The 24,506-nt window shown below is 60.5% G+C and carries 20 protein-coding genes; 5 read left to right on the forward strand and 15 right to left on the reverse strand.

What is annotated here, in order from left to right; genetic code table 11:
• Window positions 1-92 precede the first annotated feature (92 nt).
• Window positions 93-1,292 (reverse strand): S-methyl-5-thioribose kinase, encoded by a 1,200-nt coding sequence (gene mtnK, locus ABLV12_RS22985; protein ID WP_004100097.1) that lies wholly within the window; start codon window positions 1,290-1,292, stop codon window positions 93-95.
• Window positions 1,293-1,394: 102 nt separating this feature from the next.
• Here mtnK and mtnA point away from each other — a divergent pair, with 102 nt between their 5' ends.
• On the forward strand, window positions 1,395-2,423 hold the full coding sequence (mtnA, locus tag ABLV12_RS22990; protein ID WP_023320545.1) for an S-methyl-5-thioribose-1-phosphate isomerase: 1,029 nt from the start codon (window positions 1,395-1,397) through the stop codon (window positions 2,421-2,423).
• A 49-nt stretch (window positions 2,424-2,472) separates the two neighbouring features.
• On the opposite strand, the gene ABLV12_RS22995 is transcribed toward mtnA, so the two are convergent.
• From ABLV12_RS22995 to codB, 7 genes are all read right to left on the reverse strand, one after another.
• The gene (locus ABLV12_RS22995; protein WP_348867378.1) at window positions 2,473-3,741 is read right to left on the reverse strand and encodes a histidine-type phosphatase; all 1,269 of its coding nucleotides are present in this window, start codon (window positions 3,739-3,741) and stop codon (window positions 2,473-2,475) included.
• A gap of 25 nt (window positions 3,742-3,766) precedes the next feature.
• Complete coding sequence (locus ABLV12_RS23000; protein ID WP_004100101.1) at window positions 3,767-5,128, reverse strand: MFS transporter; 1,362 nt, start codon at window positions 5,126-5,128, stop codon at window positions 3,767-3,769.
• A 107-nt stretch (window positions 5,129-5,235) separates the two neighbouring features.
• A complete protein-coding gene (locus tag ABLV12_RS23005) occupies window positions 5,236-6,045 on the reverse strand; it encodes an inositol monophosphatase (protein WP_335269398.1) in 810 nt (269 codons plus the stop codon).
• Window positions 6,046-6,166: 121 nt separating this feature from the next.
• Window positions 6,167-7,156 (reverse strand): LacI family DNA-binding transcriptional regulator, encoded by a 990-nt coding sequence (locus tag ABLV12_RS23010; RefSeq protein WP_024273902.1) that lies wholly within the window; start codon window positions 7,154-7,156, stop codon window positions 6,167-6,169.
• A gap of 145 nt (window positions 7,157-7,301) precedes the next feature.
• The gene (gene codA / locus ABLV12_RS23015; RefSeq protein ID WP_004100106.1) at window positions 7,302-8,540 is read right to left on the reverse strand and encodes a cytosine deaminase; all 1,239 of its coding nucleotides are present in this window, start codon (window positions 8,538-8,540) and stop codon (window positions 7,302-7,304) included.
• Window positions 8,537-9,772: a PucR family transcriptional regulator ligand-binding domain-containing protein gene (locus tag ABLV12_RS23020; RefSeq protein ID WP_004100108.1), complete on the reverse strand. Its 1,236-nt coding sequence runs from the start codon at window positions 9,770-9,772 to the stop codon at window positions 8,537-8,539. The genes codA and ABLV12_RS23020 overlap by 4 nt, the downstream gene beginning before the upstream one ends.
• A 2-nt stretch (window positions 9,773-9,774) precedes the next feature.
• Window positions 9,775-11,037 carry a cytosine permease gene (codB, locus tag ABLV12_RS23025; protein ID WP_004111297.1) on the reverse strand — a complete coding sequence of 421 codons (1,263 nt, stop codon included), beginning with the start codon at window positions 11,035-11,037 and terminating at the stop codon, window positions 9,775-9,777.
• Between the two features lie 518 nt (window positions 11,038-11,555).
• On the opposite strand from codB, the gene ABLV12_RS23030 reads away from it, so the two are divergent.
• From ABLV12_RS23030 to ABLV12_RS23040, 3 genes are read left to right on the forward strand one after another with little or no spacing between them, the layout of a single operon-like run.
• A complete protein-coding gene (locus ABLV12_RS23030; RefSeq protein ID WP_004111298.1) occupies window positions 11,556-12,167 on the forward strand; it encodes a methylthioribulose 1-phosphate dehydratase in 612 nt (203 codons plus the stop codon).
• A gap of 25 nt (window positions 12,168-12,192) precedes the next feature.
• Window positions 12,193-13,689, forward strand: a complete 1,497-nt coding sequence (locus ABLV12_RS23035; RefSeq protein ID WP_325905268.1) for an FGGY-family carbohydrate kinase — start codon at window positions 12,193-12,195, stop codon at window positions 13,687-13,689.
• A complete protein-coding gene (locus tag ABLV12_RS23040; RefSeq protein ID WP_105889904.1) occupies window positions 13,686-14,714 on the forward strand; it encodes a 2-hydroxyacid dehydrogenase in 1,029 nt (342 codons plus the stop codon). The genes ABLV12_RS23035 and ABLV12_RS23040 overlap by 4 nt, the downstream gene beginning before the upstream one ends.
• A gap of 38 nt (window positions 14,715-14,752) precedes the next feature.
• Here ABLV12_RS23040 and ABLV12_RS23045 read toward each other — a convergent pair whose 3' ends face one another.
• Genes ABLV12_RS23045 through ABLV12_RS23065 form a run of 5 tightly spaced genes read right to left on the reverse strand, consistent with a single transcriptional unit; the run spans window position 14,753 to window position 20,223 of the window.
• Window positions 14,753-15,697, reverse strand: coding sequence for a sugar kinase (locus ABLV12_RS23045; RefSeq protein WP_160885832.1), 945 nt, complete (start codon window positions 15,695-15,697; stop codon window positions 14,753-14,755).
• Window positions 15,698-15,708: 11 nt separating this feature from the next.
• Window positions 15,709-16,710, reverse strand: coding sequence for an ABC transporter permease (locus tag ABLV12_RS23050; RefSeq protein WP_064345049.1), 1,002 nt, complete (start codon window positions 16,708-16,710; stop codon window positions 15,709-15,711).
• Window positions 16,710-17,696, reverse strand: coding sequence for an ABC transporter permease (locus tag ABLV12_RS23055; protein WP_004100123.1), 987 nt, complete (start codon window positions 17,694-17,696; stop codon window positions 16,710-16,712). Before ABLV12_RS23055 ends, ABLV12_RS23050 begins: the two co-directional genes overlap by 1 nt.
• Window positions 17,693-19,198 (reverse strand): sugar ABC transporter ATP-binding protein, encoded by a 1,506-nt coding sequence (locus ABLV12_RS23060; RefSeq protein WP_187416165.1) that lies wholly within the window; start codon window positions 19,196-19,198, stop codon window positions 17,693-17,695. The genes ABLV12_RS23055 and ABLV12_RS23060 overlap by 4 nt, the downstream gene beginning before the upstream one ends.
• 44 nt (window positions 19,199-19,242) lie before the next feature.
• Entirely contained in the window at window positions 19,243-20,223 is a 981-nt protein-coding gene (locus tag ABLV12_RS23065) for a sugar ABC transporter substrate-binding protein (protein ID WP_004100127.1), read from the reverse strand.
• A 410-nt stretch (window positions 20,224-20,633) separates the two neighbouring features.
• On the opposite strand from ABLV12_RS23065, the gene ABLV12_RS23070 reads away from it, so the two are divergent.
• Window positions 20,634-22,943 (forward strand): molybdopterin-dependent oxidoreductase, encoded by a 2,310-nt coding sequence (locus ABLV12_RS23070; protein WP_348867379.1) that lies wholly within the window; start codon window positions 20,634-20,636, stop codon window positions 22,941-22,943.
• A gap of 183 nt (window positions 22,944-23,126) precedes the next feature.
• Here the strand turns inward: ABLV12_RS23070 and ABLV12_RS23075 are convergent, their stop codons facing one another.
• Window positions 23,127-23,669 carry an acireductone dioxygenase gene (locus tag ABLV12_RS23075; protein ID WP_004111302.1) on the reverse strand — a complete coding sequence of 181 codons (543 nt, stop codon included), beginning with the start codon at window positions 23,667-23,669 and terminating at the stop codon, window positions 23,127-23,129.
• The gene (mtnC, locus tag ABLV12_RS23080) at window positions 23,666-24,355 is read right to left on the reverse strand and encodes an acireductone synthase (RefSeq protein WP_004100131.1); all 690 of its coding nucleotides are present in this window, start codon (window positions 24,353-24,355) and stop codon (window positions 23,666-23,668) included. The genes ABLV12_RS23075 and mtnC overlap by 4 nt, the downstream gene beginning before the upstream one ends.
• Window positions 24,356-24,506: the final 151 nt, after the last annotated feature.

A 24,506-nucleotide genomic window follows, 5' to 3' on the forward strand; every position in this document is an offset into this window, starting at 1 on the left:
CCCGTTACACAAAATGCAGAGATGGCTTGCATAACGGGAGGTGTCCATATACGGCTAAGCGCAGCGCGAGCCGGGAAAGGCTGGACGGAGATTCAACCGTACTGGCGAATTCGCGCAATCAGCTCATCCACGCTGTCGATGCGATCGGCAATCACAATCAGCGCTTTACCCAGGGTGATGGCGTGGCGCAGGCATTCATGACGCATGGCTTCGTCCGGGATAGCGTCGATATCCGCCACGTGCGATAGCCCGACGCTGCGGCGAATCAGCTCGGTGCCGCAGAAGCCGACCGCGTCGGCCCACACTTTTTTCAGAAACGCGGAGGCATAGCCGGGGCAGGCCAGCGCCACGTCGCGGGATTTCTCCGCCGCCAGCGCCTGGAAACGCTCGGCAAAGGTGGTCCAGAACTGCTGTATATCGTTGAGGCGCTGTTCGCGAGCGGCGGCGGCATCGCGAATGCCCAGATGCCCCGGCAGGCCGCAGTAGTTGAGCAGCAGGTTGCCGATGGCGGTGCCGATATCGAAGCCAATCGGGCCGAAAAAACCGAACTCGGCGTCGATGGCCTTAAAGCTGCCTTCGGCGACGAAAATTGAGCCGCTATGAATATCGCCATGCAGTAACGCTTCGGCATGGGAGAAAAACCGGTGCTTCAGCGCGGCCACCACCAGCTTCAGCTGGGTATCTTCTCGCAGGGCGGCGACGTCGGTTTCCAGCGCTGATGGATAGCTGTTGCGCTCATGAACCTGATACGGATCGTTAAAGAACAGATCCTCGGTAATTTCGCACATCTCGGGGTTGATAAATTGCGCCACATGGGCCTTTTTCTCGTGAGGATGCAGATAAAAGTCGCTGGTGTGGAACAGCGCCTGGGCCAGGTATTCCCCCAGCTGGCTGGCGGCGCGCGGGTAGTAAACGTTGTTAATCAGCTCACCGCGCCAGATGCGGTGATCGGAAAGATCTTCCATCACCATCACCGCCAGCTCGGGATCGAAATGCACAATCCGCACCGTGTGCTGTGGGCAGTGCTGATGGTGAGCCACCAGGGTTTGCGCCTCAAGGCGCGCGCGGTCAAGGGTCAGCGGCCAGGACTCTCCTACGCAGCGCACGTAGGGCAGCGCCTGCTTAACGATAATCCGGCTCACGCCCTCGGTATCAAAAATTTTAAACACCAGGTTGAGGTTGCCATCGCCCACTTCCTGCGCGGACACCAGTTCTGTCGGATTATCGATACCGCCAAATTGTTGGGCGTAAGCCACCGCATCGCTGGCCGTGAAAGTATGGTATTGCGACATTGCCTCGATCCTCAAAATTCTGATTAAGCCGTTCAGACGTCTATACTTCTGGATTTCATCCTGACACAATGTGATACAACAACGCAACAGGGATTTAACTAAATGCAGACACTACAGACCACCAGCCTGCGGGTAAGCGAAAATCAGCTCTTTATTCTTGACCAGCAGGCCTTACCGCAGGAAAAACGCTGGCTGGCGGCGGATAACGTCGAATTGCTGGTGGACCATATTCACGCCCTGCGGGTACGCGGCGCGCCGTTGATTGGCCTGTCCGCCAGCCTGCTGCTGGCGCTGCTGGCGCGGCGCGGTCTGACCCGCGATGCGCTATCTGAGGCGCTGGAGACGCTGCGCGCCGCGCGTCCAACGGCGGTGAACCTGATGAATAATCTGGATCGCATGAAGCTGGCGCTGGCGAAGGAGCACTATCCGCAGGCGCTGGAAGCGGAAGCGCTGCGCCTGGTCGCCGAGGATAAACAGCTTTGCGCCAGCATCGCCGAGGCGGGCAGCGCGCTGGTGACGCCGGGTAGCCGCCTGTTGACCCACTGCAATACCGGCGGCCTGGCGACGGCGGGCGTCGGCACCGCGCTGGGGGTGATTGCGCTGGCGTATCAGCAGGGGAAAGTGGCAAACGTCTGGGTGGATGAAACGCGCCCTCTGTTGCAGGGCGGGCGCCTGACCGCCTGGGAGCTGGGTGAGCTGGGGGTGCCGTATCGGCTGATTACCGATTCGATGGCCGCCAGCCTGATGGCGCAGGGCCAGGTCGACGCGGTTTGGGTGGGCGCTGACCGTATTGCCGCCAACGGCGACGTAGCCAATAAAATCGGCACCTATTCGCTGGCGGTTCTGGCAAAATATCACCAGATCCCGTTTTACGTAGCCGCGCCGCAAACTACCCTGGATCGCCATTGCCCGAACGGCGCGGCGATCCCGATTGAGCAGCGGGCAGCCGCCGAAGTCACCGGCGTCGCCGGCAGCTTTGGCGCGGTGCAGTGGGCGCCGAAAGAGGCTGCGGTTTACAATCCCGCGTTCGACGTCACGCCCGCAACGTTAGTCAGCGGCTGGGTGCTGGATAGCGGCGTGGTCACCCCGGAGCAGGTCGCCGCCGGGGCGTTCAAACCAGAAAAAGCCTGAACCTGAGCCAAAAAGCGAAGCGACCGCCAAAGCTTCGCCTTCTACTTATTTATGGCAGCACCATCTCCACCGCCGGAGCGGACTGCGGATCGATATTGCGGCCCAGCGCGGTCAGCGCCGCCTGGTAAGGGCACAGCGTCCCGACATCGGTCGTCTGGCAGCCCGCCTGACGCCACTCCTGGCGCAACAGCGGATGCTGGCTATCCGGCGTTTGCAGGCGGCGCAAATCGTCCAGACTTTGCGCCTGGAAGTAGACGCGCAGGTAGCGTTGACCGCTGCGGGTATCGCGCCAGCGTTCCAGCACCAGGCTGCTGCCCGGCGGGATATTGCCGCGGCTGTACCCTGGCAGCTGCCAGCTAAAGTCCATTAACGTCCGCACCATGGCGATATTCGTATCGTGCGCTACCAGCAGCAGCCAGCGCACGTTCGGCGCGGCGCCCTCTTTTACCCCTTCAAGCATGGCGTTGAGCAGAATCGAGCCGCGTTTTTGCGCGGTATAAAACACATCGTTGCTGAGATCGTAGTTCTCCGTCAGCAGCGGCAACAGGGCGGTTATCTGGCTGGAACGGGTAATATGGCCCCACGCCAGCTGGCTGAGAGGCAGGTTCTCGCTCCACCCCAGACGCAGCGTCTCAACCATATTGGCCATCACGCTCAGCCCGCTAATCGAGGTTTTGCCGCTTTTGCTCTGCTCCACCTGCCACGGTAGATCAAACACCGGGCAGGGCTTATCGGGTATGCAGACCGCGTTTTTCAGCAGCTGAATTGCCGGAGCCAGCTCCTGCCGACGCTGCGCCAGATCGCCGGCCTTCTTCTTCACTTCCGCCAGCTGGCGGGCGGGATCGGTTTGCGTAGCGGCAAATTTGTCGGTCTGAAACAGCGGATCCGCGTCGCCGCTGACGTGATGAATCATCACGCCGCAGCCGGGAAAGGCGCCGTCCACCAGCGCCTGGGCGGTGGCCCGCGTACGCTGCAGGGGGCTGGCGCGAACATAAATCTCACCGCTCGCCGGGCAGCCCGCCGTCAGCAGACCCAGCTGGCGAAAGCGCGCGCCCTCATCGCGCCCCTTATTGACGACGGCGGCATAGCCGTGGCCGGTCAGCTCGCCGTCGTGGGTGGTCCACTGCGTCCACGGACGCTGGGTCGCGGCTTCGATGGCCTCCCGGTTGCCCTCGGTCGGCGGACGAATGCCGTGGCGGCTGAGTTCAACCACTTTTTCCAGCGCATACTGCGTGGCGGCATGGCCCGGTGCGGCCAGCAGCGGCAGAGCGCAGGCAAGCAGCAGGCGTAGCAAAACCTGATGTCGTACAGGCATCATAAAATCTTCCTTATAAGTTAAAAGGTTATGACGAGAATGAGGTCTGACGTTCTATCGCGTGTCGCCTGGCGACAATCGCAGCGGTGGTAAAACAGAATAGCGCGGACACGAGGCCGGTGCCTACCCAAAACAGCGACAGCGTACTGAAGTCATATAGCGTTTTGCCGTTTTCGATCATCGAGGTTTTATCGATGATGATGCCGGTGAGAAACTCGCCGAGTCCCGCCCCCGCGTAGCTGGCGATACCGATAGTGCCGAGCGCGGCGCCCGCGGCTTTACGCGATGAAATATCGACCGCGATCAGTCCGCCAAGGAAGCAGGTCAACGCTCCGATGGTGGCGCCGAAGATAATCATCGCCAGAATATCGGTGTAGTAGCCATGCGGCGACCAGAGCATCAGCGCGAAGCCGGCGGTGTTGAGCAGGCTGATAAACCCGGCCATCACGCTGCGGTTACGCGGGAAAAAGCGGTCGGAGAGCATCCCGGCGATAATGGTTCCGGCAATGCCCGCGATAGCGTTGACCCCGATAATCCCGGACGCTTCGAGAGTAGAGTAGGCTTTATCCTGTTCCAGAAAGAAGATCCCCCACGAGTTCACCGCGTAACGGTCGATATACATAAACGCCGAGGCCAGGGCCAGCGTCCACAGGGCCGGGTTACGCAGCGCCAGCAGCTGGTTTTTAAATACCGAGCCGCGGGCTTCCGTCTCCTCCTGCGGTTCATCGCGAATGACGTTGATGGGCGGGAAGCCGCAGCTTTGCGGCGAGTCACGCATAAACAACAGCATCAGCACCACCCCGGCGGCGCCGAGCGCGGCGGTCGACAGGTAGCCCATCTGCCAGCCGAATCCGGCAATCACCGCGGCGATCACCATATAGGTCATCGCTTCGCCGATGTTATGCGCCGTCGACCAGATCGCATAAAAGGTACCTCGTTCTTTACAGCCGTACCAGCGCGCCAGCGATACCACGCACGGGCCAACGCCCATCGACTGCGCCCAGCCGTTAATCCCCCAGAAGATTGCCAGCAGCATGGCGTTGCTGGTCATCCCCATCATCAGGTTCATTCCGGCGCTTAGCAGTAGCCCGAGGCTCATGTAGCGCACTACGTTGGCATGATCGGCAATAAAGCCGTTGACCAGCTTGCCGATGGCGTAGCTGAAAAATAGCGTTGAGCCGATCATGCCCAGCTCCGTTGGGGTTATGCCGAGTTCCACCAGCGCGCTTTTGGCGACGGTGAACGATAGCCGGCAAACGTAGAACGTGACGTACGCCAGGGTCATGGTGATAAAGGTTTGCCAGCGCACGCTGCGAAAGCGCCGCTCATCGAACTCTCCGCCCGCTTTGGGCGGCGAAGCGCGAAAAAATGCGATAATTCTTCCAGACATAATGGTATCTCCGAAGGTCGGAGGCCTGACTGATTAGTGTGGTTCGTCCGTGAGGTTTATCGTCGTTGTGTAGAGTACATAATCAGATAAAGCCTGACCCGATACGGTTAAGGTAATGGGTGACAAAGCATGTTTTTTAATTGTGGGTAGAGCGTCTTGCTGGCCAGCAGCAGCGGGTTGCCGTGACGAATCCCGTCGTTTGCCAGATAATCGTTGCTAAGGCCGCCCGCTTCGCGCATCAGCACCAGCCCCGGCAGCCCGTCCCAGGGGTTCATATGCGGTTCGTAGTAGCCGATAAGCCTGCCTGCCGCCGCCCAGGCGCTCATCAGCGCTCCGGAGCCGTTGCGGATAAACATCCCGCCGTCGCTCAGCAGCGCATCGAGGAAGGGCAGAAAGAGCGCAGGCGTCACGCGGTGCGAGGTGCCGACGCCCATCACTCCCTCTTTGACCGTCGCACCCGGATGCGGCGCGATAGGCGCATCGTTAAGCCATGCGCCCTGGCCTTTCAGGGCGTGGAACAGCTCGCGATGGTTGGGGTCGTACACCACGCCGATAACCGGTTCCCCGTCGGCGACGATAGCCAGTGACAGGCACCAGGTATGCAGGCCGTTAAGAAAACAGCTGGTGCCGTCGATAGGATCGACAACCCACAGGACGCGGGCGTCCGGCATCTGCGTTCCGCTCTCTTCGCCGAGAAAGCCGTCCTGCGGGAAGGCGTCCATAATGCGCTGCTTCACAAACGCTTCGACCTGTTTATCGGCGACGCTGACCACGTCCTGCAGGTCATCGCCTTTATGATCCACCGCCAGCCGGTCGCGCTGTTGATAGTATTCGAACGCCAGTTCCGCGCCGGCCTGCGCCAGCTCGCAGGCCAGGCGGTAGCGGGCCTGCAGTTCATGTAATTCCAGTGATTTCATCGTAACTCCCTATTTTGCACACGTGTGCAATTTGCCTGAATAAAACAGCCCCGAAGGGCAAAATGAGTGTGGATGGATTAAAAAAATTATTCTGTGATCGCTCCAGCATAAAATGAATTTTTCATTTTGCACTTTGACGAACGATCAGTTTCACCGGCACTTCACGATGGCGTGACGGCAGACTGAATTTGGCGATCCGCGTGACCAGCAGATCCACCGCATGGTGGGCGAGCAGGGCAGTATTTTGCTGCACGGTAGTCAGCTGATAGGGCTGCCAGTCCGCCTGCGGGATATCATCGAAGCCGATAATAGCGGGTAGCGAAGCGGCGGGGTTGTCTGCCCGCAGACCGTCCAGGGCGCCGAGCGCCAGCATATCGGTGGCGCAGAAGAGCGCCTGCAGCTGCGGATGTGCGGCAAGCAGCTGTCTGGCGGCGGCAAATCCCGCCTGATAGCCGCTGCTATCGCAGAAGTGCGCGGCGATCTCCATGCCCTGGCTATGGGCAACAAACGCTTCGTAGCGCTGGCGGGTGCTGAAGTTATCCAGACTTTCGCCGATAAACCCGGCCTGGCGCCACTGGCGCTGAGTACACAGGTCGGCGACCAGCTTCGCGCCCTGCGCGTTGTCGCTGCACACGCGATCGCAGCCGGCCAGGTCGGCGTGGCGGTTGATAAGGGTGACCGGGATTTTTCGCTCCAGATACTCCTCCGCCAGCGACAGCGGCGGCGCCCCGGAGGTAATAATGACGCCTGCGACGTGATAGCTCAGCAACTGTCTGAGCGACGGGGCGAGCTGCTGCGGATCGTCGGCGTTCATCAGCAGCGGCATAAAACCGTTGAGCGCCAGCTGGTGGACCAGCGGCGACAGCAGCTTACTGCGGAACGGGTTATCAAATCCGGCGGTGACGATGCCGATAAAGTTGCTGCTGCCGGTGTTCATCGTGCGGGCGATAATATTCACCTGATAGCCCAGCGTTTCCGCTGCGGCGAGAACCTTCTGGCGGGTTTTTTCCGCCACCGACGCGCCGGGGGTAAAGGTGCGGGAAACTGCGGAACGGGAGACGCCAGCGAGCCGGGCAACGTCCTCTGCCTTAATCCATTTTTTTTCGCTCATAGTATCAGGGTACGGGTTGTCCTCAGTGAGCCCGCGCCGACGCAGGAGCCCATCGTCGGCACGGAAAAAGTAGTAAGAAGGTACCACATAAATCCTCCGGCGAGCAGCGGGTTGACGCGGCACAGGTACCGCGCCAACGTCAGGCTTATGCCGGATAGCGAATCTGCTCCGCCTGGCGCTGCAAAATGATCTTACCGTGACGAATGGAGGTCAGCACTTTTGCCTGGCGGCGCAGCGCGTCATAGTCGTTTTCCGCATCGAGGATCAGCAGGTTCGCCGGGCGCCCTTCGGCAATACCGTAGTTATCGCCGAGGCACAGCGTGCGGGCGCTGTTATCGGTAATCAGATCGAGGCAGCGCTGCAAATCTTCGTATCCCAGCATATGGCAGATATGCAGCCCGGCGTCGAGAATGCGCATGATGTTACCGTTGCCCAGCGGGTACCACGGGTCCTGAATGGAGTCCTGGGCGAAGCAGACGTTGATCCCGGCGCGGTCCAGCTCCGCCACCCGCGTCACGCCGCGGCGTTTCGGCCAACTGTCGAAGCGCCCCTGCAGGTGAATGCTTTCGGTCGGGCAGGAGATAAAGTTGATGCCCGACGCTTTGAGCAGGCGGAACAGCTTCGAGCAGTAGGCATTATCGTAAGAACCCATAGCGCAGGTATGGCTGGCGGTGACCTGCGCGCCCATGCCGCGCACCCGGGCCTCTTCCGCCAGCACCTCCAGAAAGCGCGACTGCGGATCGTCGGTTTCATCGCAATGCACGTCCACCAGGCAGCCGTGGCGCTGGGCCAGGTCCATCAGAAAAACCAGCGAGCTGACGCCCTTATCGCGGGTGTTTTCGTAGTGCGGGATACCGCCCACCACGTCGGCGCCCATTTCGATGGCGCGGGTCATCAGCTCGCGTCCGCCGGGGAAGGACTCAATGCCCTCCTGCGGGAAGGCGACGATCTGCAGATCGATAAGATGAGCCGCCTCCTTTTTCACCCTCAGCATTGCCTCAAGGGCGGTCAGGGAAGGGTCGGTAACATCAATGTGGGTACGCACGTGCTGCACGCCGTTGTCGCGCAGCATGCCGATGGTTTTCAGCGCCCGCTGGCGGGTATCTTCGACGGTGACGCTCGCTTTACGCTGGCTCCAGCGGGCGATGCCCTCAAACAGGGTACCGCTCATATTCCACTCCGGCTCGCCCGCCGTCAGGGTGGCATCGAGATGAATATGCGGCTCGACGAACGGCGGGATCGCCAGCTTTTGCTCTGCGTCGATATCGTCGGCGTCAGCCGTCTGCACGGCGGTCTGCGCGGTGATGCTCTTAAACAGACCGTCCTCTAGCTCAAGGGTATAAAGCGCTTCTTGCTGGCGCAGACGCGCGTTGATAATTTTCATGGTTGTTCCCGTAAATGGTTTTGCGACATACGCCAGATCGCCAGGGCGACCGAGGCGTTGAGATGAAATTGCGGATGGCTGACCGGATAGCGGGTCAGCTTTTCAATACGTTGGATACGCTGATGCAGCGTGTTGCGGTGGATACCCAGCCGCTCGGCGGCCCGGACCACGTTGCCGCTCTCCTGAAGCAGCGTTTCCAGCGTCTCCATCAGCAGCCATGGGCTTTTGCGATCGGGTTCGATCAGACAGCCGAGGGTATCGTGCATAAAATCGCTCAGTAGCCCTGGGTCGCCGACGGCGGAGAGCAGCTTGATAAAGCCCAATTGCTGGTAGTCGCTGATGCGCTGGGCCGGACGCAGGCTATCGCTGAGGTCCAGCGCCTGACGGGCCTGCGACAGCGCGCGCTGATATTCCTGTAGCTGCTGCACCGGCGCCGAAAGGCCGCACAGCAGCGATAGCCCGTCGTCGCCCTCCGCCAGCGCATGCAGCCACGTCTGGAGCCACGTTTTCTGCTGATAAAACTCGCCCTCTTCATCCGGCAGCAGGAAGAGAAACATATTGCCGCGCTCGACCAGCGGAAAAGGATTGCCCTGCTGATTGAGCTGCTGCTGCAGGCGCTGGCGTACGGTGCGGCGGGCCTGCTGCAGCCAGGCCTCGGCCTGCTCCGGCGGAAACTGACGAAACAGGCGTTGGATACCTTCCAGCCGCAGCGCCGCTACCCGTAGCGGCCGGGTAAAGTCCAGCTGCTGGTGGAGCGCGCGCTGATGCAGAATTTGCAGGTCGGGAAAGTCGCCGGTTAACAGCTGCAGCAGAATATCGCGCTGCGATTGCAGGGCGTTTTCGCTGCGCACCAGCGCGGTACCGATGCGTTCGGTCACGATCACCATCTTCAGCAGATAGGGCTGTTCGATCAGCGGTATGCCCAGTTCATCGGCCAGCGCAATCAGGCGCGGCGGGATCGCCTGAATGTACGCATCGCCGGTGAGGATCACCATCCCGGCAATCCCGCGCTGCTTGCCCTCCATCAGCAAATGGATCAGGTTGTCTTCATCGCGGGGATGGTTGATCCCGGTGATGAACACCAGCTCCCCGCCCATAATCCATTCGGCGATATTTTCATTTTCCGCCACGTAGTACCAGCGCACCGCCAGCTGTAGCCCCTGCTTACCGGCGCGCAGGCGCATGGCGGAAAGCCCATCAAGGGCGAGGATTTCGCCCACCGTCAGACTCATGACTACTGTTCCACGACGGAATCAGCGGCGGGCTGGCGTTTGCTCAGACGAGTCAGCGCGATATAGACCAGCGCGGAAACGGTGATACCGACCAGCGGGGCGATCCACGGCGAGAGGTAGGCCACCACCGCGCCCACGGCGTAGGCGCTAAGCCCCAGCCAGTTAAAACGCGGCAAACGGGCGGTGTGCAGCAGCGGGTAGCGGCCGCCGCGATAAAACCAGTAGTCGGCGAGGATCACGCCGCCGATGGGGGGAATGATGCTGCCCAGCAGCACCAGGAAAGGAATCAGCATTTCATACATACCGCCAATGGCCAGCAGAATGCCGACTCCGGCGGCGACTACGGTCAGGGTGCGGCGACGCTCGCTGCGCAGCAGATGGCAGGCCGCCGCCGAGACGTTATAAATCGTCGGCCCCTGAATGGTCAGCAGATTGAGGCACAGCATCACCACCGCGGCGACCGACAGCCCCTGCAAAATCAGCACTTCCACGATATCAGCCTGCTGGTAAACGATGGCGCACCAGGCGCCGGCGATAATCATTAGCCCGTTGCCGATCAGGAAGCTACTCATGCTGGCGACGATGGCGGTACGGCTGGAGTTGGCCAGCCGCGTCCAGTTGGTCGCCTGGGTCGCGCCGCTGGCAAAGGTGCCGAATACCATGGTGATGGCCGCAGACCAGCTCATGGTTTCGCCGGGTTCGATTTGGGTCATCGCCTGCCAGCCGCCGGCGTGATGGGCGGCAAGGTACATCGACACCACCAGCAGAATAAACATCAGCGGCACCGATACGCGCGACAGCGCATCCAGCCCCTTGTAGCCCACCAGCGCGGTGACGCAAAACAGGATACCGAACAGGATCATCAGCGGAGTCGTCAGCGCCTCAGGAAGGGCGAGGATTTTGACCAGCGAGATGGCGACCGTCGCGGTCCCCCAGGCGTACCAGCCCAGCTCGGCGAAACCGAGGATAAAATCGGCGAGCTTGCTGCCGATTTCCCCGAAGCAAAAACGCCCCATCAGCACGGTATTTAGCCCGCTGCGCGCGGCAATCCAGCCGAGCGACGCGGCGTACAGAGCCAGCAGAAAGTTACCGATTACCGCAATCCACAGCAGGTTAACGATGGAGAAAGAGACGCCCAGCTTGCCGCCCGCGAACATGGTGCCGGTGAAAAAGGTAAAGCTGAACAGAACCATCGAGATGGAAAATACGCCCTTGCGCCCGGAAGCGGGCGCTTCGACGAGTGGAAAATCATTGCTGTTTGACATGGTGGAACCTCTGAGTGGCTATCCGAATAGCGATGGCTGATGGGTAGCAAGAGGTATGCCAAAAAAATCAAGGCAGGCATAACACAAGAGGGTGGGCAATCTGCACATAAAATCGTATTTCTCGGTCGTCGATTGCCATCAATCTGTGCACAGTGCCATGTTTTGCACCATCGCGGGGCGCGGGGGTTGGCTACGGTAGCCGCATAAATACCGGGCGGAGGCTGGCGCCTCACCCGCCCTGAAAGACCGTGCCGAATCGACAAATGATGTCAATTTTGCGCCTTTTCCCGCTGGAACGATTAGCCATCTTTTTAACACTCCGCAGCCGGTAATTTTGGCGTCATGAAAATGTGTAGTTGTATTGTTGTTAAAAATCGTAATTACATATGCATTTCTGATATAACCATTCTCAATGTAAGTCTTTCCTGAAATATTGTTCGCTTACGTCGGCGGTGTTAGTATCGGGTAAATAGCCATTTAGACGGCTAAATACAACATCGCTAAACTAAGGAACTGCTATGTGGCAAGAAAGACTCGCGCAACTGGTCACCACCTGTCATTGGATCGGTGCGAAAGGTTGGGCGCCCGCTACCGGCGGCAATATGTCGGTGCGTCAGGATGAGACCTGGTGCTGGCTGAGCGAGTCGGGGCGCGATAAAGGTAGCCTGACGACGGAGGATTTCCTGCAGGTGGAGATCGCCAGCAATAAAGCGCCTTCCGGGCGTAAACCCTCAGCTGAAACCGGCCTGCATACCCTGGTGTATCGCCTGTTCCCGGAAGCGAATGTTGTACTGCATGTGCATACCGTCAACGCGACCGTGCTGTCGCGGATTGAAAAAAGCGCCACCCTGGCGCTACAGGGTTATGAGATGCAGAAAACCCTGGCCGGCCAGCACAGCCATCTTGATACCGTGCCGGTCGCCATTTTTGATAACGACCAGGATATCGACGCCCTGGCGGCGCGCATTGAAGATTATGCGCAGACCCACCCGCTGCGCTACGGCTTCCTGCTGCGCGGCCACGGCCTGACCTGCTGGGGCAAAGATATTCCCGAAGCCCGTCGCCAGCTGGAAGGACTGGAGTTTCTTTTCGAATGCGAGCTGATGCGCCGCCGCTACGAGCGCGACTAAATTTCCCTCCATCAACGGGTCAGGCATGGATTTTTATCTCGGAATTGATATCGGCACTTCGCGCGTGAAGGCGGTGCTGTTTGATCAACATTTTCAGGCGTGCGCCAGCGCGGCGCAGAACACCGGCCCGCGACTGTCGGCCAACGGTGAAGCCGAACAGGATATGGCCCAGCTGTGGCAGTCGGTGGTGGCGATTTTGCGCGATATCGCGCGGCATCCGGCGCTGCAAAACGGGCGTTTACGCGCCATTGGCCTCGCCGGGCAGGGGGAGGGCGTCTGGCTCTGCGACGCCGAGGGCGAACCGGTCGGGCCGGGTATCCTGTGGAGCGACACCCGCAGCCGGGAACTGATGAACGAACTCCTCAGCCGCCCCGGTTTTGACCGCCGTTTCTTTGACGATACCGGTACCCATCTTCAGCCCTGCAACACCAGCATGCAGCTGTGCTGGCTCAAGCATCATCAGCCGGAGCGGCTGGCGGCGGCCCGCTATCTGTTCTTCGCCAAGGATTGGATCCGCTTTCGCCTCACCGGCGTCGCGGCACTGGATCTCACCGATGCCAGCACCTCTTTGCTGAATCAGCAGAGCGGGAAGTTATCCGCGGTGGTGCTCAACGAGATGGGGCTGGCAGATTTACAACCTCTGTTTCCGCCGCTGCTGGCGCCGGACGCGCAGGCTGGCGCGCTGCGTGAAGAGGTCGCGGCGCTGACCGGGCTTCCCGCTGCCACACCGGTAGCGGCCGGCGCGCTGGATGTCTGCAGCGCGGCGCTGGGCTGCGGCGCGGTCAATGATGGCGACATTTATACTATTCTCGGCACCACCTGCTGCACCGGCATCGTCTGTCAAGGTCGCCAGACGGTCAATGAGGGGACGCGCTACGTTACCCACACCGAAGCGGGCAGCTTTATTAACCTTTTTCCGATGCAGGCCGGGACGCCGAACATCGACTGGCTCCAGCAGCAGATTTCGCTGGATCCGGATTTACAGCAGCTGGAACAACATATCGCCAGCGTCGAACCGGGCAGCGGCGGCGTCTTCTGGCAGCCCTATCTCAACGGCGAACGCGCGCCGTTCTTCAGCCCAGAGGCGCGGGCAGGCTATTTCGGCATTAGCCAGCACACTACCCGCGCAGAGCTGCAGCGGGCGGTATTTGAAGGTCTGGCTTACGCTATCGTCGACTCGCTTCAGGGCTACCCGCAGGGCGGCGAACTGTACCTGACCGGCGGCGGCGCGGCTTCAGCGACCTGGTTGCAAATTATTGCCGACTGTACCGGCAGAACGGTGGTTTCCAGTACTTTCAACGAGCTTAGCGCGCGCGGTGCGGCGATTCTGGCGGCGCGCAGCGTTGATGCCCTCAGCCGCTATCCGGCGCTGGAGCAGACCCGCTATCGGCCCAATCCACAGGCGCACAGCCGCTACGTCGCGCTCTATCCGGTTTATCGCCTGCTACGCGAGCAGATGCTGCCGGTGTGGCACGCCCGCCGCGAGGCGCTTCAACGTATTTCTCAGGAACAACGCATATGAAAATTGTTTTTACCGCCGAACACGCCGGCGACCTCAGCGCTTTTCAGCAACTGGGCGAACTGCGGGTGGAAGGCTGGGCGCTGGGCAAGCCAAAGCTGAGCGCAGACCAATTGATCGAGCTGGCCCACGACGCCGAGGTGCTGGTGACCAGCTACGATGAGGTGACGGAAGCGGTGATCGCCGCCTGTCCGCGTCTGCAGGTGATCGCCTGCACGCGCGCCAATCCGGTGAACATCGATACCAAAGCCGCCCTGGCGCGCGGTATCCGCGTGCTCTATACGCCGGGGCGTAACGCGGACGCCGCCGCCGAGCTGACGCTGGGGCTGATGCTGAGCCTGGCGCGGCATATTCCGCAATCGCACGCGGCGCTGAAGCGCGGCGAATTCACCCACGCCGAAAACGCGGCGCAGACCACCCAGAGCGGACTGCGCCGCGATGTGGTGTGGGACGTCAGTCCGCAAAGCCCTTACGAAGTGTTTAAAGGCAGCGAGCTGCGCAACAAAACCCTGGGGCTGATTGGCTACGGTAATATTGGCCGCCGCGTGGCGCGCATCGCTCGCGCCTTTGGCATGGCGGTGCTGGTGGTGGACCCGTTTGTCGCTGCCGAAGAGATTAACGAGCCGGGGCTGCAAAAAACGACCCTTGAGGGACTGTTCCGCGAGGCGGATATCGTAAGTCTGCATCTGAGCAGCGGCCCGCACAGCGATGGCCTGGTGAACGCGGCGTTGTTGAATAGCATGAAGCCGGGCGCGCTGCTGATTAATACCTCGCGCGCGGCGGTCGTGGATGAAGAGGCGCTGATTCATGCGCTGCGCCACGGCCCGCTGGGCGGCGCGGCGCTGGATGTCTACCATCGCGAGCCGCTATGGCGCGATCATCCGTTTGTCACCGAGTTGAATAACGTCATTATCACCCCGCATATTGCCGGGGCGACGCGGGAGAGCATCGCTAAGCATACGGCGATGATTGCCGCCGACCTTCAGCGCTATGTCGCCGGCGAGCCGCTGCTCTATCAGTGGCGTTAACCGGCTTTTGCCGCCGCGCGATGCGGCGGCAAAGCTTGTTATCCGCGCCGGTTTGCCGCCATAAACTGCCGGGTATGCGGCCAGTCCACCACGCCGGCATCCGATCCCATGCCGGTCGCCACCAGCGCGGCGACGGCGGAAGCCACCTCGCATGCCTTTCTGACGCTTAGCCCGCGGGCCAGCGCGGCAATAAAGCCGCCGCAGTAGCTGTCGCCGCAGCCGGTGGTATCCACGGCATCGACCCGGTACGCCGGGATATGTTCAACGGCGCCGTTGCGGGTCAGCAGCCAGGAACCGTTCTCGCCGTCCTTCAAAATACAGGTCCCGACGCCAAGGGCAAAAAAGAAGCGGGCGATCGCTTCCGGCTGGGTCTCCCCGGAGAGATACGCCGCTTCTTCAAGGGAGGGCATAAAGTAGTCCACCGACGGCAGCAGCGGGCGCAGCAGTTCCAGGGTATGTTCATTGGGGGCAATCAAATCGAAGCTGGTGATGACGCCGCGAGCCTTCGCCGCTTGCAGCAGAAGGGCGCTCTGCCCGCGATCCATCGCCGCCAGCAGGCCGGTGCCGCCGTGGTGCAGGAAGCGGCAGTCGAGGACGGCAGCAAACTCTTCTTCGCGGATAAAAAGCGTATCGGAAGCGCCCCGGCAGTGTAGCGCCGGGCGCTCGCCGTTGGGGCGGATAGGGAGGATCGTCGCCGACGTTTCCTGCTGCGCGGTACGCTGGACCAGCGAACAGTCGATTCCCAGCCGTGCATAGCTGGCGAGTATAAAATCGGCCTTTTCATCTTCGCCGAGGCAGGCCACCGCGGCGGTACGAATGCCCAGCTTAGCGGCATTAATATTGGCTCCGGCGGCGGTTCCGGCGGGGTTCAGACGAATTTGTTCGATAAAGGCCACCCCGCCACGCGGCGGGATGTCGATCACCGGGCGACCGGCGATATCCAGAATAGTCAGGCCGACAAAGACGGCGTCAAAAGCTGCCATAGGTGCTCCGCTTAACGGTGGGTCTGGCGCAAACGCGCCTGCCAGAAGGAGAGGGCCAGCGCCACCACCAGGATTACGCCAACCAGCGCATCTTTCACCAGGTAGTTCAGCCCCATCAGGTTCAGGCCGTTATCAATAATGGCGAGGAACAGCACGCCGCCGAGGGTGCCGGCAATGCTGACCCGGCCCAGCCGGTTAAAGGCGGTGCCGATAAAGACCGCAGCGATGGCATCCATCAGGTAGGCCTGGCCGGCCAGCGGCGTAAACTGGCGCAGGTTGGCGGAGAGAATGACGCCGCCGACGGCGCACAGCGCGGAGGCCGCTACCAGCACCCACAGCATGGTCCGGCGGTCGCGGATCCCGGCGATACGCGCCGCTTCGCTGTTCTGACCGATAGCGCGCACGTACTTGCCGAACAGCGTGCGTTCGGTCAGCAGCCAGGCCGCCAACCACAGCGCCAGAACTATCACCACCGGCGTCGGAATTCCGGCGACGGTGCCGACCGCCAGATCGTGATACTCCGGCGCCATCCGGCGGTAGGAGATAGAGCCGCCGCCGTCGGTATAGATGCGCTCGGCGCTGCTGGCGATAAACCAGGTGCCGAGGGTGGCGAGGAACGGGCGAATCTGGCAGACAAGGATCAGGAAGGCGTTCAGCAGGCCGATAATCACCCCGCCGAGCAGCGCGCAGCCCACCGCCGCCTGCCACGGCAGGTGCCAGGTTTTCAGCGCCACCAGCGCAAAGGCGGCGCCGAAATCCAGCGCCACGCCGACGGAGAGGTCAATCGCTCCGGCGCTAACGATAAGGGTCATCGCCATCGCCACGATCAGCAGAATCGCGCTGCCCTGCAGCAAATTGGCCCAGTTGTCGAAGGTCAGAAATACCGGGTTCGCCCAGCCGAACAGGGCAATCGCCAGTAGGGTAATGATGCCGAACCCTGCCCGTGATAGCCACGCCAGCGGGCTGCTGCCGGTTTGTCCCGTAGCGGGGGTCTTGAGCGTCATCTGGCTCATCAGTTGCCTCCTTTATGTCTGACCGCTGACGCCGCCAGCACCACGAGGATCAGGCCGCCTTTGATCGCGCCCATCCAGAAAATATTTACTCCCAGCAGGCCGAGCCCGTTAGAGAGCGCGTTGACCAGCACCGCGCCGAGCAGCGCTCCCCAGATGGTGACCACGCGACGCCGCGAGAACGCCGCGCCGATAAAAGTGGCAAGGACGGTTTCCAGCAGTAGCGGCGTCGCCGTGCCGCTCGAGCTGCCTGAGCCCTGGCTGAGCAGCGGTAAAATCGCCAGACCGGCGGCGAGGCCCGCCAGCAGCCAGACGAGAAGGGTTAAACGGCGAACGTTGAGCCCGCTCATCTGCGCCATATCGCGGTTACCGCCCACCGCCTGTAAATGCTGGCCGAAGCGGGAGTGGTGGAGCAAAAGCTGAAACAGCGCGAAGACCGCCAGCAGATAGAGAAGCGGCCAGGGAATGCCAAAGAGAGCGTTATCGCGAAAGGCCACCATCAGCGGATCGCTTACCGCGATGCGTCGCTGGCCGGTCAGCAGGTCGGTCAGGCCGGTGAAGGCTACCGAGGTCGACAGGGTCGCCAGCAGCGGCGGCAGGCCTGCCGCCAGCACCAGCACGGCGTTGACCGCGCCGCAGGCCAGGCTCACGGCGACCAGCAGCAGAATCAGCGCCAGGTAAGGGGTGTTCCACTCCGCCATACCGAGGCTGAGTAACGCGACGCCGAGCACCGCGATGGCGGGCAGCGACAGATCGATACCGCCGGAAACCACGTCATCGCCGCCGACGGCAATCACGCAGACCAGGCCGAAACAGAGGATCGCCAGCGGCACGCTCTGCACCAGCATCATGCTGATATTCTGCCAGCTTAAAAAGAAAGGCGACTGCAGGCTGAGCCAGACCAGCAGCGCAAAAAAGAGAATCAGGGGGAATTTTTCGATAAGCGTCGTGATGCCCGGAAGGGGGCGGCGCTGAATATCTGCACTCATACCTGTTGTTCCTGTCCACCGTTAATCGTCACCAGCAGCGCGTCCAGCGTCAGCCCCCGGGTCGGGAGATTGGCCACCAGCTCGCCGCGCCACATCACCAGGATGCGGTCGCAAAGGCCGAGCAGCTCCGGCGCATCGCTGGATGAGACCAGCACGCCGCGACCGCGATCCGCCAGCTCGCGGGTGCGCTGATAAATATCGCTGCGCGCGCCGATATCCACCCCGAGAGTGGGTTCATCAAGAATAAAAAGCCGCGCATCGGTGCCGAGCCAGCGGGCAAGTATCGCCTTTTGCTGGTTGCCGCCGCTCATAAAGCGCACCGGCAGCTCCGGACGGCCAGGGCGGATGGAGAGCTGCTCAATCCAGCTGCGCGCTTTTGCCAGTGCCCGGCCGCGATGCTCCCAGCCGAAAGTGGCGGTCTCCGCTAGCGAGGCCAGATTGATATTGTCGGCGGTGGAGAAGGGGAGAATCAGCCCCTGATGGCGGCGGTCGCGCGGCACCAGCGCCATCCCCGCTCGGGTGGCCTGATACGGCGTGCGCAGCCGCTTCGGCTGGCCGTCGATGCTTATTGTGCCGCTGCGCGCGCGGCGCAGCCCATAAAGCAGATCGACCAGTACGTCGCGCCCGGCGCCCAGCAGGCCGGCGACGCCGACGATCTCGCCCGGCTGAATATCAAAGGTAATATCATTCAGATGGACGCCGTCGCTGAGATGGCGAACCGAAAGAACCGGCGCGGCGGCATCTACCCGTTGAGCGCTGCTCTGGCGCGGGGTATAGAGCTGTTCGATGTCGCGACCGACCATCATTTTAATCAGCGCGTCGGTGTCCTGCAGCAGCGCCCGGTCGGGATAGCCAACGACCTCGCCGTTACGCAGTACCGTGCCGCGATCGCAGAGGGCGGCGATTTCGTTGAGGTAGTGGGAAATATAGAGAATGCCGATCCCCTGCTCCCGCAGGCGCAAAATCGCTGAGGAAACCAGGCTGGCCTCCTGCGCTTCCAGCGGCGCGGTGGGTTCATCAAAGACCACCAGCTTTGCCGCGCCGTCAATCAGCGCCCTGGCGATCTGCACCAGCTTGCGTTCGGCGAGGCTGAGGTCGCGAATCAGGCGGCGGGGATTGATGTCCAGCTGCCAGCTGTCGCGGAAAAACGCTTCGGCGGCGGCATTCATCCGCCGCCGGTCCAGCGCGCCCCAGCGGGTGCGGTACTCCTGGCCGAGAAACACCGATTCCGCCACCGTAAAGTGGGGGATCAGATTGAGCTCCTGGTGAATGACGCGGATACCCAGCGCTTCAATCGCCGCTGGATTGCCAAGCGGCAGCGGCGCGCCGTCAAGAGTGGCGTTGCCGCTATCGGCCTGGTAGACCCCGGCGAGGATTTTTATCAGCGTCGATTTTCCCGCGCCGTTTTCGCCAATCAGACCGTGAATTTCACCGGGATTCAGAAGCAGCGTGACCGCATTTAATGCAGTCACGTTGGCAAAGCTTTTGCCGATCTGGTTCATCGCCAGACCAGCGGCGGGATTCGCCCCGCCGGAGGATTGAGTGATCACTGCAGTTCGCCATATCCCAGCTGTTTGTAGACTGCTTTCGCCTCCTGCGGGCCTTTCACCGGGACCACCGGGATAAAGGTTTGCAGCGGCAGCTTCTGTTTTTCGAAGTAGCGAGCGACGTTATCGGCTGAAGTCTGGCCGATCAGGTGCGGCTGCTGGGCGACGTTGGCGACAAGCGGGCTACCCGGCTCGGCCATGATCTCCAGCGTCTCCGGGCCAGCATCAATAGCGGTAACCTTGACGTCTTTATCGCGGCCGGTCTCTTCCAGCGCCTGGACAATACCGATAGCCGGCTGATCCCAGCAGGCAACGTGAATCGCATCGAGTTTGCCTTTCGGATACTGGCTCAGCAGTTCGAGGGTTTTCTTCCGCGCATCTTCCGGCGAGTTGGCGAACTGTTCGGCCAGCTCTGGCTGAATAATATGAATATCCGGGTAATCCTTAAGGACATATTTCCACTGGTCGTAACGAATCCCGCAAATACGCAGGGAACTGGAGAATGCGTTAAATACCGCCACGTTGCCTTTGCCGCCCAGTTCATCGGCCATATAGCGACCAATGGTTGACCCCAGCGTGTAGTTATCGGAGGTGGTGTTATTGACCGAGTATTTTGAGACATGGTCAACGGTAAATACCGGGATGCCGGCATCGCGCAGCGCTTTAAATTTAGGCTCAACGGAACTGTCGCCCAGAATGCTAATTACCGCATCAACTTTACGCGACAGTAAAATATCGTGGTTATTAGCATGAACCTGGTTATCGCGTCCGCCGTCGACGCCGATGGCTTTACCGCCCAGTTTCTCAACCTCTTCGCTGGCGCCTTTATAGGCTTCGCGATCCCAGAAGTGCTGCGTGCCGACGACGGCAATACCGATGGTTTTTCCCTGAAGCGATAAAGCCTCTGCTGCCAGAGCGTTAAAGGAGGCAAGCGAGAGCAGGCCCAGCGCGATGGGCAATAATTTCTTTTTCTGCGACATTCTTATTATGGTCCTGTAATGGAGGTGGTTGTGCGGAGCAGTAGCATGACAACAACAACTACACAACCTCAAATACAAAATATGTCTAAGTTATATCAACAATGTTATATCGCAGATTTGCCTGAGGAAAACGTAAATTTGTCATCTGCAACCTGAAAATATTTCATGATGCAGCTTAATCCCTTTTTATTTTGTGGGCTTAATTTGCTTGCAACTCTTATTTATTCAAATAAAGATTGCTGCTTAATTAAAATTATTCTGTCGCTGTAATATATCGCATCCCGGAATAGCGTAGAACTATTCTGCGTGGAAAATCCTTTCTCAGCAGCAGATTGTATGGTGATACGTATTTTATTCCCAGGATTCGCACGCTTTATTATAGAGGCCGTTAGCAGGTGAGAAAAAACCGCATGAGAAAACAACATAATCTGACCGTAATGCACTGGGGAACCTGGCGGGTACAGGCCGGTGACGGCAAAATTGAGGCGGTGACGCCGGTGCCCTGGGATAAAAATCCCTCGCGCATTGGTCAGTCGCTCCCTGATGCGGTCACCAGCAAGACGCGCATTCGGCGTCCGGCGGTACGCGCCGGCTACCTGCAAAATGGCCCGGCTTCCCGCGACGGGCGCGGTAAAGAGCCGTTTGTTGAGGTGAGCTGGGAAGTGGCGCTCGATCTGCTGGCCCGCGAGCTGCAGTCGGTTAAAGCGCGCTGCGGCAATGAGGCGATTTTCGGCGGTTCCTATGGCTGGGCCAGCGCCGGCCGTTTTCACCACGCGCAAAGCCAGCTGCACCGTTTCCTCAAATGCTTTGGCGGTTATACCGCCAGCACTAATACCTACAGCAGCGCGGCGGGGGAGCGTATCCTGCCGCATATTCTTGGGCCGCTGAGCCCGCTGCACCGTCAGCATACCCATTTTTCCGAGCTGGCGCGGGAGTGCCAGCTGTTCGTCGCATTCGGCGGCCTGCCGCTGCGTAATGCGCAGGTCAACGGCGGCGGCGCCAACGACCATATGCTGAAATACTGGCTGGAAAAGATGCAGGCGCAGGGGACACGCTTTATCAATATTAGTCCGGTGCGCAACGATCTGAGCGCCGTGGAGAGCGCCGAGTGGCTCGCCGTCCGTCCCGGAACCGATACCGCGCTGCTGCTGGCGCTGTGCTACGTGCTGATTAATGAATCCCTCTACGACAGCGGTTTTATCGCCAGCCATACCGTGGGTTTCGCACCTTATTGCGCCTACCTGATGGGGGAGAGCGATGGCGTCGCAAAAACGCCGGAGTGGGCGGCGGCGATAACCGGTATTGACGCGCAGCGGATTGTCGCGCTGGCGCGTGAGATGGCCAGCCAGCGTACGATGGTCAATATCTCCTGGTCGATTCAGCGGGCGCGCCAGGGCGAGCAGGCCTACTGGGCGACGGTGGCGCTCACCGCGCTGCTGGGGCAAATCGGTACGCCGGGCGGCGGCCTGGGATTTGGCTATGCCTGCACCAATCTGGCGGGGGCGGGGCGTAAGGCCTTTTCCGGGCCGCGCCTTCCCGCCGGGGAGAACGCGGTGAACCAGGTGATTCCGGTGGCGCGCCTCTCCGATATGCTGCTGCATCCGGGCGAAGCATACGAGTTTGACGGCCAGCATCTGCGCTATCCCGACATCCGCCTCGTCTACTGGGCCGGCGGCAACGCGTTTCATCATCATCAGGATATTAACCGCCTGTGCGAAGCCTGGCGGCGACCAGAAACGGTGGTGGTGCACGAACAGTACTGGACCGCGCAGGCTAAATTTTCCGATATCGTCCTGCCGGTCACCACGTCGCTGGAGCGGGAAGATATTGGCAGCGGCGGTCACGATGGTTTTATGATCGCCATGAGCGCACAGATCCCGCCGGTGGGCGACGCGCGTGATGATTACGCCATCTTTTGCGATCTTGCCGAACGGCTGGGCTGCGGCGAACGTTTTAGCGAGGGGCGCGATGCCGGGCAGTGGCTGAGGGAGATTTACGAAGCCTCGCGACCGCGCGCGCAGGAAGAGGGGATTACGCTGCCGTCATTTGAGGCGTTCTGGCAGCAGGGAGTGCTGGAGTACAGCGCGCCTGAGCAGCCGCAGGTTTTTCTGGCGGATTTTCGCGCCGACCCGCAGCGCTATCCGCTCTCTACGCCTTCCGGCAAGATTGTGCTCTTTTCAGAAACCATTGCCGGCTTTGGCTATCGCGAGTGCCCGGGCCATCCGTGGTGGGATGAGCAGGAAGCGGCCTGGCGGCGGCAGGAAGCTGCGCGCTGGCCGCTGCATCTGCTCTCCAGCCAGCCGCGTACCCGCCTGCACAGCCAGTACGATCACGGAAGCGTCAGCCGGGCGACGAAAATTCAGGGACGCGAGCCGCTGTGGATGCATCCGCAGGATGCACAGGCGCGGGACATCAGCGAAGGCAGCGTGGTCAAGGTCTTTAACGCGCGCGGAGCGATTCTCGCCGGCGTCCATCTCAGCGAGCAGATTTTGCCGGGAGTGGTGCAGATATCGACCGGGGCCTGGTACGATCCGCTGGACCCGAATGAAAAAGGCTCGCTGGATAAGCACGGCAATCCCAACGTGTTAACCGAGGATCGCGGCAGCTCGCGCCTGGGGCAGGGCTGTAGCGCTCAAAGCTGCTGGGTGGAGATCGAACCGTGGCGGGACGCGCTGCCGCCGGTAACCGCTTTCGATCCGCCGAGGTTTATTGAGGGTTAGGCGGCCGGTAATACCCGGCTTACGGAATCAAAGCCCTCCGCGGGCGGATAGCCCGAACAGATGCGCAGCATCGCCTCCGGGAAAATCAGCCACGCTGCGTTCTGCTCCCGGGGGCGGCGCAGGGCGCCTGCCCGGGCTACATGTTCACAGTTGTCTGCAGATCGGTAGCCCGGATAGGGCGCGTTACGCCAGCCGCGGGTAGGCGCTGGCAATATCGTCGCCGGTAAACCGGGCAATCCAGCCTTCCGGATTATCGAAGATACGGATGGCGGTGAAGTTGGGTTCCGAGCCCATATCAAACCAGTGCGGCGTGTGCGCCGGGACCGAAATCAGGTCGTTCTTTTCACACAGAACCTGGAACACCTCGTCGCCAATATGCAGGCAAAACAGACCGGCGCCCTCGACGAAGAAACGCACTTCGTCTTCTCCGTGGGTATGCTCATTGAGAAACTTCTCCCGCAGCGCCTCTTTCTGCGGATTATCGGCGCGCAGGCTAATCACATCCCAGCTCTGATAGCCCTTTTCTGCAACCAGCTTATCAATCGCGTGCTGATAGGCGGCAATGACCGCTTCAGACGTTGGCGCCGCGCCTAAATCGCGGTCGGCCTGCCAGCGCTCAAAACGCACGCCTTTAGCGTTGAGCTGCTGCTGGATCTCTTCGGCGTTAGTACTGTGCCAGAGAGAGTTTTGCGGGTCGTTTACGGAAAATATGGTTAATGCGCTCATGCTGGGATCTGCTCCGGGTGAATATCGTCGAAACGCTGAACCTGCGGATGATGGCTGGCCGGGTCGCGGTCGCCGCGTACCAGCTGCAGGGTACGGAAACCGGCCTCTTCAGCGGCATCCAGCTCCTGATGGATATCGGACAAAAACAGGATGGCGGCAGGAGGCTGCCCCAGTTGTTCAGCAATATTGCGGTAGGACTGTACTTCACGCTTGGCCCCTACCAGGGTGTCAAAATAGCCGTTGAACAGATGAGTAATATCACCTTCATCGCTGTAGCCAAATAACAATTTCTGCGCAGCGACAGAGCCTGAGGAATATACATATAAATCAATACCCTGTGACTTCCATTTTTCCAGTGCTGGCAAAACGTCCGGATAGAGATGGCCGGTGAAGTCGCCGTTGACGTAGCCTTCGCGCCAGATAATCCCCTGGAGCGCCTTGAGGGCGGTGGATTTGCGGTCTTCATCCATAAACGTGAACAGGGTAGCAATAAGCTGTTCGGCGCCAGCCGCCGGCTGGGCGATCTCCTGGCGCAGGTTATCGAGAATGGTCTTGACCGGCTCGCCAAACTGCTGAGCGGTCACAAAACCGGCCAGACGTTCGCGGGCGTACGGGAACAGGACGTTGTGGACGAAGCGTATGTCGCTGGTGGTGCCTTCAATATCGGTCACGATAGCGCGGATCATGAGTTCTCCAGAGTGAGCGGTGGGTCGTGCTGACGGTGGCGTTGTGTTGAGAGCTGTTATTAAAGCCTAAGCGAAATAACATTATCATTTAGACGTCTAAGCGTCTTGATTGCCAAATATTAACATCGTGTTATAGTGGCTTCAACAACAG

It is taken from the genome of Klebsiella sp. CN_Kp100, assembly GCF_040065315.1.
In the GTDB taxonomy this organism is placed as follows: Bacteria; Pseudomonadota; Gammaproteobacteria; order Enterobacterales; family Enterobacteriaceae; genus Klebsiella; species Klebsiella oxytoca.